Source organism: Bacteroidota bacterium, from assembly GCA_016183775.1.
GTDB lineage: Bacteria > Bacteroidota > Bacteroidia > JABDFU01 > JABDFU01 > JABDFU01.
The window spans coordinates 19,121-29,659 of record JACPDY010000024.1; the positions used below are offsets into that span (position 1 = coordinate 19,121).

Sequence of the window (10,539 nt, forward strand, 5' to 3'; positions counted from 1 at the left end):
CGCAGACTTGTTTTATCTTTTTATAACTTTTTTTATCAATTGCTTCGTTAACTCAACTGCGGAAGGTGTATGTGAATAATCCACTTTAGCCTTAGGTACTTCACTATTGGTATGACAAACTTTCGAAACATCATTAACCTCCTCAACATTAAACTTACCTTTCCATTCAAACCCTTCCATAAAAAGGCCGATCAGTTCATTTAACACAGCTACATGCCCGCCTTTAAGGGATTCATAAAAAAAATCCTGAACAGGCTTGAATTCATTAAGATGTGATTTTCCCTTTTTCATGAAACGAAGAGACTTGCCATCAAACTTCAAAAAATTCAAATGCACATCAAAATTATAAAGGTACTCATAGTAAACAAGCGGGTACTCCATATAGCCACCTTTTCCAACACGAAATAGTTCTGAAAGAAAACCTTTCACATCTTCAACATGTTCAAGCACATGAGAACAAATAATATAATCGAATTCGCCATCTTTAAATGGAAATATTTTCCCGTCATAAAAAACAACCGGCTTATCCGTACTCAATTTTCTGTCGTGGCCAAACTGTTCCATATATTCTTTCGGGTTACTCAGCTTGATCTCGAGAAAAACATCTGAACGCAGATGAGGATCAGCTCCGGGACCAATTTCAAGTACACGGTCAGTTGGTTTTATATTTTTTATCCGGTCGGGGAAAAACATTTTATTTGCTTATGCGTGTGATTACTGTGTTCATCTGATTAATAATAAGTCCGCTATTGGTATTTACAATTTGCTTGTCATTATGAAGCGTACTCACATCCGAAATAGTCAGATACCCCGCTCCTTCCACATATTGAAAAGGATTTCTATCGGACGACAATCCCACAATTAACTTATACTGTCCGGCTGTAAAAAGGATGTCATCGCATTTAAAAACAACTTCATAATCACCTTCATTGAGATCCTCGGGTGGTGTCCATGTAGTTCTGAGAGGCATATCGAAAAGTGTTGTAAGGCCAAGCGCGATCACAAACTGCGGAACCGTTCTGTTCAGCCTGAAGTATATCCTTATTTGCCAGGGCTGCCCGATGGGTATTTCGGCAAGCGGATTTCCTTTAAGATCTTCAATGTGCATAAGATGAGCATAGCCCTGCTGCTGTTCATGATCATCAGGTAAAGAAATTTTAAACATGGAATCCCCGACAGCAAAGACCTCCAGGTATTTTTTTACTACAGCATCGATCGGTCCATCCTGTATTAATCGCCCTTTTTCCAATAGAATTCCTTTTGTACATAGCTTTTGTACCGCCTCCATATTATGGCTCACAAATAATATTGTCCGGCCTTGCCCGGACACATCCTGCATTTTTCCCAAACATTTTTTTTGAAAAGCAGCATCCCCAACAGCCAACACCTCATCCACGATCAATATTTCAGGTTCGAGGTGTGCCGCGACAGCAAATGCAAGCCGTACATACATACCCGATGAGTAGCGTTTGACAGGAGTATCTAAAAACTTTTCTATTTCAGCAAATGCCACGATCTCATCGAACTTACTTTTGATCTCAGCCTTACTCATCCCGAGAATAGAACCATTCAAAAAAACATTCTCGCGGCCCGTCAGTTCAGGATGGAACCCTGTACCAACTTCAAGTAAGCTGGCTACACGCCCGTCAATAGTGATCCTGCCTTTTGTGGGCTCAACTATACGACTTAGTATTTTAAGCAATGTTGATTTACCCGCGCCATTACGGCCAATAATGCCGACTCTATCACCTTTATTTACCTCAAAACTGACATCATCAAGCGCCAGGAAATTTTCGCTTGTGCTGCCTGAGATCAAGGCAGATGGGTTTGTGAAAACTGACCGCGCTTTGCCGGCCAGGGTATCGCGCAAAGTCGTATAGCTGGTTTTTTTTTGCTGTCGCAATACGTAACTCTTGCTAAGATGTTCGACTTTTATTACCTGAGCCATTATATAATGTCGGCAAAACCAATATAATGTCGGCAAAACCACGTTCTGTTTTACGGAAATAATATATTCCGTAAAAAAGTAAAAACAAACTGACAAAAACTGAAATAATAAAACTGGGCATAAATAAATTCACTTGTCCGCCAAGTATTGCCCAGCGAAATCCGTCAATAACTCCAACCATCGGATTCATCGAATAAATATATTTTACAGCCATTGGTATTTTTTCACTCCCATAAACCATGCTGCTGCTGAACCCAACAGGTGATACATATAAGCCGAACTGCACAATGAATGGAATTATGTAACGAAAATCGCGGTACTTCACATTTAACGCTGAGATAAACAATCCCGAACCCATAGCGGTAACAGTTGCTAAGAGAAGAAAGACTGGCAGAAAAATGATCTTCCAGCCTGGGGAATACTGATAAAAAACAAAAAGCCCGATAAGAATGATAAAAGAAATAAAGAAATCAATAATACTTACTATGACAGAACTTGCAGGAACAATTAACCTGGGAAAATATACTTTCGTTAAAAGATTAGAATTACTTATGAGAGAATTAGCAGATTCACTGAATGCATTCGAGAAAAATTGCCAGGGCAGCATACCCGCGCAAACCATTATCGCATAAGGCACTCCGCCATCGGCAGAAAAATTGCCAAGTTTATTAAAAACAACAGTGAAAATAACGATAGTAATAAGCGGCCTCAATACACTCCACAACACGCCAATAACAGTTTGCTTATATCTTACCAGCACATCCCGCCAGGATAAAAAGTAGAAAAGACCCCTGTAGTTCCAGAGGTCTTTCCAATAATTGGCATTTTTCGAATTTGCTTCTATTACTATTCTGTGTTTGGTCATCGGTCATTGGTCATTTATCATTGGCTATTGGTCATTCGGGTGCAACCTAATGACTATTTTCCATTGACTATTGACAATACTATTTTGCAATATTCACCGCACGTGTTTCCCTTATAACAGTCACTTTAACCTGTCCGGGATAAGTCATTTCAGTCTGAATTTTCTGTGCAATGTTAAAGGATAATAATTCCGCGTCCTTATCGGTAACTTTTTCACTGCCAACTATAACACGTAACTCACGACCGGCTTGTATTGCATAAGATTTTTCAACACCTGGATATGATAATGCCAATGATTCAAGATCTTTTAAACGTTTGATGTATTGCTCAACAACTTCCCTGCGTGCGCCGGGACGAGCACCTGATATGGCATCACACACCTGCACTATCGGAGAAATCAAAGACGTCATTTCCACCTCATCATGGTGTGCGCCAATGGCGTTACAAACTTCGGGTTTCTCCTTATATTTTTCGGCCAGCTTCATACCAAGAATAGCATGCGGCAATTCCGGTTCATCATCAGGCACTTTGCCTATATCGTGTAAGAGGCCGGCACGTTTGGCTACTTTAGGATTAATACCAAGCTCCGCAGCCATTATCGCACAAAGGTTAGCCACTTCACGTGAATGCTGCAGCAGGTTTTGCCCATAAGATGAACGGTATTTCATACGACCCACCATACGGATCAACTCAGGATGCAGCCCGTGAATACCAAGATCGATACAGGTGCGTTTACCCGTTTCTATAATTTCTTCATCAATTTGCTTTTTCACTTTCTCCACGATTTCTTCAATACGCGCAGGGTGAATACGACCATCTGTAACAAGCTGGTGCAATGCCAGGCGGGCTATTTCACGGCGAACCGGATCAAACCCGGAAAGAATGATAGCCTCCGGTGTATCATCAACAATAATCTCAATACCGGTAGCGGCTTCAAGTGCACGTATGTTACGGCCTTCACGGCCAATGATACGGCCTTTCATTTCGTCACTTTCAATATTGAATATGGATACCGAATTTTCAATGGCATGTTCGGTTGAAACACGCTGAATGGTTTGGATGATGATCTTCTTAGCCTCTTTATTAGCTGTCATTTTTGCCTCATCCATAATATCCTTCACATACGACATCGCTTCGGTTTTGGCCTCAGCCTTCAGTGATTCTACTAATTGCCCTTTCGCTTCGTCGGCAGACAGACCAGATAATGCCTCCAGTTGCTCAACTGCTCTCTTATGCGCTTTATCCACCTCGGATTGTTTCCTGTTTAATATCTCCAACTGCTGCGTGAGGTTTTGTTTGATATTGTCTGTTTCACTCTGCTTGCGCTGCAGCTCTTCCAGTTTATTGGAAATAGTGGACTCCTTTTGCTTAGTCCTGTTCTCCGCAGCAACTATTGCCTGGTTTTTCTCACTGATGATCTTTTCATGATCGGTCTTTAACTGCAAAAATTTCTCTTTCGCCTGTAATATTTTTTCGTTTTTAAGCGCCTCGGCCTTTACTTCGGCCTCTTTGAGTAGCAGGTTGCCTTTTTTGGCTATGTTCTTTCTGAGTATCGTTGCCGCGATCAATATTCCCAGGCCGAGCGCCACAACTCCTGTGCCAGCTATTATAATGATGGTTGTTATATCCGGATTCATAATTTGTTTATTTGTATTATTAATACTGATAACCCGATCAATAACAGATTAAGGTCGCTTATGAGGGAAAAAAATGCAGATACTACTGCCTAATTGCTCTTTTTGAGGTAGTCGGTAATGAAGCTTTCCATTTCAACCAAGCGGTGGGCCAGATGAACATTATCGGAGTCGGTTTTGTTTTCCATCTGGATATTCTGCGTTGCCAGCTGAAGTGCACACATGGCGAGCAGATCGCGTTTATCACTTACCACGTATGTTTCCTTTAATGCTTTTATTTTATCATTGATCAACCGGGCAGCTTTAACAATAACCTGCTCATCTTCGGATTTTACCTTTACCGGGTAAGAATTGCCCGCAATTGATATTGATATGGTTGTTTCTTTCATTACACTATACACGCCTTTGGCGTGTAATCTACTGGTTCAAAAGAGCTATGCATTTATCAATTTCCCGCACCAGCTCATTAATTTTCAACTTTATATCAGTTGTTTGTTCGGTACTTTTATTTAAAGTTAACGCAAGTTTCACTTTTATCGAATCTTCCTCAAGTTTCTTTAAAGCTTCCTCACGCTCACTTATTTTTTTAACTAATAGCTGCTTTTCAGCAAGTATTTTTTTATTGTCTTCCTTAAGTTTGCTATGCAAATGTACTAATTTTTCAATTTTAGAATGAAGGCTGTCCGATATTAAAGTTAAATCCTTCATGAGTTTATACTAAGTGCTGTTAACCAGTTATTTACTCTCCTTTTTACTCTCTGCAGGAGATATGTTTGTTTGATTTAATCCCTTACAACTTGCCAGGAAATCAGGGCTCAGAACTTGCTCTTGGTTTTACCCTTGATTCAAATGTAATATTTTTTTTAATGCTTACTACTTATCAGCCCCCCGTTGTTGAAATTTTCACTTTATGGCCGGATCATTGATGGTATTTCCATGGTAACTTTAACTTTTATGTTCAAAATAATACCTGCTCTTATTACTGGTCTGTTCAGCCAATTCGGGTTGGGTCAGGACCAATTTCCAAAGAATTATTTCAGATCGCCGATTGACTCAGTTATAGTACTGGCCGGTAATTTTGCCGAGCTGCGCCCCAACCATTTTCACGGGGGACTTGATATTAAAACCGGAAACCGGGAAGGAATGCCCATACGCTCCGTGGCTGACGGATACGTTTCAAGAATAAAAGTATCCACGCATGGATATGGCAAAGTCATATATATTACCCACCCAAATGGCTATGTTTCAGTTTACGCTCACCTGAGATCTTTTAGTGATACAATAGCCGCTTTCGTCAAACAACAACAATACTCACAAAAAAGTTTTGAGGTAGAACTTCTGCCCAAAGCCGGCGAGTTTGAGGTTAAACAGGGCGACATAATTGCCTTTTCAGGTAACACAGGCCACTCCGGCGGCCCTCACCTTCACTTTGAAATACGCGATGAAAAGACGGAGAAGACCATTAACCCCCTTTTGTTCGGCTTACCTGTAAAAGATAATGTCAAACCTCATCTGCTGAAAATCAAGATCTACCCTGCGGATGAAAACGCTCTGATAAATGGAAAGAACAAAGCCATTTCACATCCGGTAAAAGCAACTAAAAGTGGTTATAAGCTTGCTCTTGCGGATACAACCATTGTCAGCGGCAATATATACTTTGGCTTTGAAGGCTATGATACTGAATCAGTCAGAGGAGGCAAGAATGGAATATATTCAGCGGAATTACAGTTAAACAAGAAGCGCTTGTATTATCACGAAATGAATGTGATCGGCTTTGAGGAAACCCGCTGCATAAATTCGCTGATCGATTATCCCGACAACCGGAACTCCGGCAACTTCATCCAACGAAGTTGTGTAGATCCCAACAATAAGCTTGGTATATATAAAGATGTTGTGAATAAGGGGATATTATTCTTCAACTCAGACAGCCTGTATCAGGTAAAATATATTGTAAAAGATATATTTGGAAATATCTCCTATGTTGAGTTTTACGTCAGGTCGAAGCGAAATAAAAGTTTACCCGTAAAAGTTTCGGACAACAGCAATCCTGCTGCAGTGTTACATTGCAGGGAAGCCAATAAATTTGCTACGGAAGGTTTCCGGATCGATCTGCCGGCAAATATCCTATACGATGATGTAAATTTCAAATACCACAGTACGAAAGCCAATATCCCCGGTTGTTATTCAGATATATATCACATTCACACCGCCGATGTACCTGTGCATGATTTTTTTTCAATTTCTATTGTCCCTCAACCGGTTAACGACTCATTAAAAAAGCTCCTTACGCTTGCACGGATAAACAAGAAAGGTAAAAAGGAATTTGCGGGAGGAGAATGGCAAAACGGTTCTGTTACTGCCCGGGTAAAAGAGTTTGGCGACTATGTTGTGGTATCAGATACTATTCCGCCATCAATTAAGCCTCTCAATATCAGCCAGGGTAAAAACATCACTAAACAAAAAAATATTGAAGTAAAAGTGAACGACAATTTTTCCGGTATTAAACATTTCGAAGCCTATATTGACGGCAATTGGATATTGATGGAATACGAACATAAAAAAAACAGTCTCACTTATGCTATTGACACAACAAAACAATATTCACCTTTTGACACAAAAAGCCGAACACATTTGTTTAAATTAACGGTGAGCGATGGTGTTGGAAACACGCAGACATATAGTGTTACACTTTCAAAATAGATCATGCAAAAAATATTTAAAAATCTGAAAGTAGTTGAGCTGGCGAATGTTTTAGCGGGTCCGTCTGTAGGAATGTTTTTTGCCGAACTCGGAGCTAATGTTATGAAAATAGAGAACAAGCTGACCAATGGCGATATAACACGATCGTGGAAATTACCGGAGGAATCAACAAAGGCAGCCACATCGGCTTATTACGCCTCGGTTAACTGGGGTAAAAGATCACTCCTGCTTGACCTGTCTTCTCCAAAAGATAAAAAAAAAGTGATCCAGTTACTCAGAAGCGCTGACGTAGTAATAACCAATTACAAGAGTGGTGACGCCAAAAAATTCGGCATGGATCATGCGTCCATCAAAAAAATAAATCCGGAGATCATCTATGCGCATATATCGGGCTTCGGCTCCAAAGACAAACGTGTGGCATTCGATCTTGTCCTTCAGGCAGAGAGCGGCTTTTTATCTATGAATGGAACTTCAACAAGTGGCCCGGTTAAACTACCCGTTGCGTTAATTGACATCTTAGCTGCTCATCAGCTCAAAGAAGCCATTCTGATAGCCCTATTGAACCGATCGCATACAGGAAAGGGCGCTTATGTTGGAACATCATTGTATGAATCAGCCATTGCTTCACTGGCTAACCAGGGCACCAACTGGCTGCTGGCTAAGCATATTCCAAAGCCAATGGGAACCCTGCATCCCAATATTGCTCCATATGGCGAAATAGTCACCTGCAAAGACAACAAACAGCTCGTTTTAGCGATAGGTTCCGATAAACAGTTTTCAACGCTTTGTATTGCATTAAATGCGGGCTATATATTAAAGGATAAAAGATTCAGCACGAATTCAATGCGCATAAAAAACAGGCGTATTTTATTAAAAATACTGAAAAAGGAATTTTCCGATTTTAAGTATACTCACGGCCAAACCGGTACCAATAGCAGAAATAAAAAATTTAAAGGATGTTTTTTCAAACTCCTTAGCCAAAAAATTAGTAATAAAAAAGGGTAATAAAACCATAGGATTGAAAACCATAGCGTTCAAAATAGCTGTAAACAGGCCACGTTGAATAAAAATTTATCTTAAAACAGAGTTTTTTGTAGGTTTTTGAGATAATTTTAATATTTTTGTTCGACCTTATAAATAAATGTTTATCAATACGATATGAGGAAAACACTTCTCGTACTATTAATTATTATACCTACCGTTATTTTTGCCCAAAGACGCAATAGGTATAAATACGAATGGATCGGAGGGGTCGGAATGACAAACTTTCTTGGCGATCTTGGCGGTGCTAACCAGATAGGTACTCATTTTGTTAAAGACTGGGAATGGTCTGCCACAAGACCTTCTCTAACCGGCGGCTTACGCTATAAAAATTCCAGGTATATCGCGTTTAAGGGAGCATTATCATTTGCCATGTTATACGGAAGTGATAACCTGACACAAGAGCCTATCCGCCGTAACAGAAATATAAATTTCCGTTCACCGGTAATCGAGTTATCTACCCAGGTTGAATTCTTCGTTAACAAGGAAAAGCAAGGTAGTTTATACAGAATTAAAAACGCAAGAGGGGCAAGAAGATTAGATCTGCAAGGATACCTTTTTGCCGGCATCGGCTTTGGCGGACCCAAAAAATATGCGCCCTTCACTATGTCTTTTCCGTTCGGAGCCGGGGGCAAATATGGTTTGGATAACAAATGGAGCATAGGTTTGGAAATTGGTCTTCACTATACACTAAGTGATTATCTTGATGACGTAAGCGGAGTGTATTATGATAACAACAAAATATTACAAGCTAAGGGAACAGCTGCCGCTTATCTGGCTGACCCGCAATTGGGAAACATTCCTTCACAAAGCCTGGCAGGCCAGGAGCGTGGACACTCTAACCACGCTGACGCTTTTATGTTTGCTGTAGTAAACGTAAATTATAAAGTCATGTACAGGAAGAGAACAAGATCTAAGTTCTAAATCATACCCATGTGGTATCTGTATTTATCCGCTAGGCATAGCTTGGCTCAAATTCCATTACTATTATCTGGTTCACACCTTTTGGAATAAATAATTTGCGAGTCTGTTTTACTTTATAAACAGATCAATACACAAACTCTCCAAACTCCGATCGTATGGTAAGTTTTTTAGCCGAAGCTGCTTCAACGCGGCCTATGATCTGTGCTTCCACATTGAATGATCTTGAAATAGCGATAATATCATCGGCAATGACTGCGGGAACGTACAACTCCATACGATGGCCCATATTAAACACTTTGTACATTTCTTTCCAGTCGGTTTTGCTTTGTCCCTGTATAAGTTTGAACAAGGGCGGCAGGGGAAATAAATTATCTTTTATTACATGTACATTATCAACAAAATGCAGCACTTTGGTTTGTGCACCTCCGCTGCAATGCACCATACCGTTAATTTGAGAGCGATATTTGTCCAATATCTTCTTAATGATTGGCGCGTATGTTCTCGTTGGAGAAAGAACCAATCTTCCTGCAGTTACACTAATATTCTGACTTCTGCCTTCCGACTTCCAGTTTCCGACTTCTATCTTATCTGTTAATTTTATTTTTCCTGAATAAACCAGATCAAGTGGAATACTATTATCAAAGCTTTCAGAGTATTTTTTCGCAATTCCTTTTTCGAACACATCATGGCGGGCAGAGGTCAATCCATTACTTCCCATTCCTCCGTTGTATTCCTTTTCATAAACGGCTTGTCCGGATGAAGCCAGGCCAACGATTACATCGCCGGCTTTTATACGGCCGTTATCAATAACATCTCTGCGCTTCATACGACACACTACTGTGGAGTCAACAATAAGGGTACGTACCAGGTCGCCTACATCAGCGGTTTCACCGCCTGTTGAATGGATTCCTATTCCGTGATCACGCAACTCTTTTAATATTTCTTCCGTACCGTTGATTATAGCGGATATAACTTCTCCGGGAATTAAATTTTTGTTCCTGCCGATAGTTGAGGATAATAAAATATTGTCGGTAGCACCCACGCAAAGCAGATCATCGGTATTCATTATAATTGCATCCTGAGCTATTCCACGCCAAACACTCATGTCACCTGTATCTTTCCAGTAAACATAGGCCAGTGAGGACTTCGTCCCTGCCCCATCGGCATGCATTATAATGCAATAATCTTTATCGCCCGACAAAAGATCGGGAACAATTTTACAAAAGGCTTTTGGGAATAGTCCTTTATCAATTTTTGCAATGGCATTGTGCACATCATCTTTCGATGCCGATACACCACGCAGATCGTAACGGGATTGACCAAACATAGGTTATATATGAGCCGCTAAGTTAAGGATTTGGGGGAAACTGTTACAGCTTGTTCGTTGTTATACTAATTATAAATATTAATTAGTCCAATTAATGTTTG

Annotated in this window: 10 protein-coding genes; 3 read left to right on the top strand and 7 right to left on the bottom strand. The window is 40.3% G+C overall.

The window, feature by feature from the left end:
• Positions 1–12 precede the first annotated feature (12 nt).
• The 6 genes from HYU69_03755 to HYU69_03780 form a co-directional block, all read right to left on the bottom strand.
• Positions 13–693, bottom strand: coding sequence for a methyltransferase domain-containing protein (locus tag HYU69_03755; protein ID MBI2269454.1), 681 nt, complete (start codon positions 691–693; stop codon positions 13–15).
• A gap of 1 nt (position 694) precedes the next feature.
• The gene (locus HYU69_03760) at positions 695–1,948 is read right to left on the bottom strand and encodes an ABC transporter ATP-binding protein (GenBank protein ID MBI2269455.1); all 1,254 of its coding nucleotides are present in this window, start codon (positions 1,946–1,948) and stop codon (positions 695–697) included.
• Positions 1,917–2,813, bottom strand: a complete 897-nt coding sequence (locus tag HYU69_03765; GenBank protein MBI2269456.1) for an ABC transporter permease — start codon at positions 2,811–2,813, stop codon at positions 1,917–1,919. The genes HYU69_03760 and HYU69_03765 overlap by 32 nt, the downstream gene beginning before the upstream one ends.
• 79 nt (positions 2,814–2,892) lie before the next feature.
• The gene (gene rny / locus HYU69_03770) at positions 2,893–4,449 is read right to left on the bottom strand and encodes a ribonuclease Y (protein MBI2269457.1); all 1,557 of its coding nucleotides are present in this window, start codon (positions 4,447–4,449) and stop codon (positions 2,893–2,895) included.
• 89 nt (positions 4,450–4,538) lie between these two features.
• Complete coding sequence (locus HYU69_03775; GenBank protein ID MBI2269458.1) at positions 4,539–4,835, bottom strand: cell division protein ZapA; 297 nt, start codon at positions 4,833–4,835, stop codon at positions 4,539–4,541.
• 28 nt (positions 4,836–4,863) lie between these two features.
• Positions 4,864–5,154, bottom strand: coding sequence for a hypothetical protein (locus HYU69_03780; GenBank protein ID MBI2269459.1), 291 nt, complete (start codon positions 5,152–5,154; stop codon positions 4,864–4,866).
• 246 nt (positions 5,155–5,400) lie between these two features.
• Between HYU69_03780 and HYU69_03785 the strand changes: the two genes are divergently transcribed.
• The 3 genes from HYU69_03785 (at position 5,401) to HYU69_03795 (ending at position 9,111) form a co-directional block, all read left to right on the top strand.
• A complete protein-coding gene (locus tag HYU69_03785; protein ID MBI2269460.1) occupies positions 5,401–7,146 on the top strand; it encodes a M23 family metallopeptidase in 1,746 nt (581 codons plus the stop codon).
• 3 nt (positions 7,147–7,149) lie between these two features.
• Complete coding sequence (locus tag HYU69_03790; GenBank protein ID MBI2269461.1) at positions 7,150–8,151, top strand: CoA transferase; 1,002 nt, start codon at positions 7,150–7,152, stop codon at positions 8,149–8,151.
• A 153-nt stretch (positions 8,152–8,304) separates the two neighbouring features.
• Positions 8,305–9,111 (top strand): hypothetical protein, encoded by an 807-nt coding sequence (locus HYU69_03795; GenBank protein ID MBI2269462.1) that lies wholly within the window; start codon positions 8,305–8,307, stop codon positions 9,109–9,111.
• Between the two features lie 124 nt (positions 9,112–9,235).
• Here HYU69_03795 and HYU69_03800 read toward each other — a convergent pair whose 3' ends face one another.
• The gene (locus tag HYU69_03800) at positions 9,236–10,438 is read right to left on the bottom strand and encodes a phosphoribosylformylglycinamidine cyclo-ligase (GenBank protein ID MBI2269463.1); all 1,203 of its coding nucleotides are present in this window, start codon (positions 10,436–10,438) and stop codon (positions 9,236–9,238) included.
• Between the last annotated feature and the right edge of the window lie 101 nt (positions 10,439–10,539).

Coding starts and splice junctions, on each gene's coding strand:
- HYU69_03785 (MBI2269460.1), top strand. CDS start 5,401: ATGTTCAAAATAATACCTGCTCTTATTACTGGTCTGTTCAGCCAATTC.
- HYU69_03760 (MBI2269455.1), bottom strand. CDS start 1,948: ATGGCTCAGGTAATAAAAGTCGAACATCTTAGCAAGAGTTACGTATTG.
- rny (MBI2269457.1), bottom strand. CDS start 4,449: ATGAATCCGGATATAACAACCATCATTATAATAGCTGGCACAGGAGTT.
- HYU69_03755 (MBI2269454.1), bottom strand. CDS start 693: ATGTTTTTCCCCGACCGGATAAAAAATATAAAACCAACTGACCGTGTA.
- HYU69_03765 (MBI2269456.1), bottom strand. CDS start 2,813: ATGACCAAACACAGAATAGTAATAGAAGCAAATTCGAAAAATGCCAAT.
- HYU69_03795 (MBI2269462.1), top strand. CDS start 8,305: ATGAGGAAAACACTTCTCGTACTATTAATTATTATACCTACCGTTATT.
- HYU69_03800 (MBI2269463.1), bottom strand. CDS start 10,438: ATGTTTGGTCAATCCCGTTACGATCTGCGTGGTGTATCGGCATCGAAA.
- HYU69_03775 (MBI2269458.1), bottom strand. CDS start 4,835: ATGAAAGAAACAACCATATCAATATCAATTGCGGGCAATTCTTACCCG.
- HYU69_03790 (MBI2269461.1), top strand. CDS start 7,150: ATGCAAAAAATATTTAAAAATCTGAAAGTAGTTGAGCTGGCGAATGTT.
- HYU69_03780 (MBI2269459.1), bottom strand. CDS start 5,154: ATGAAGGATTTAACTTTAATATCGGACAGCCTTCATTCTAAAATTGAA.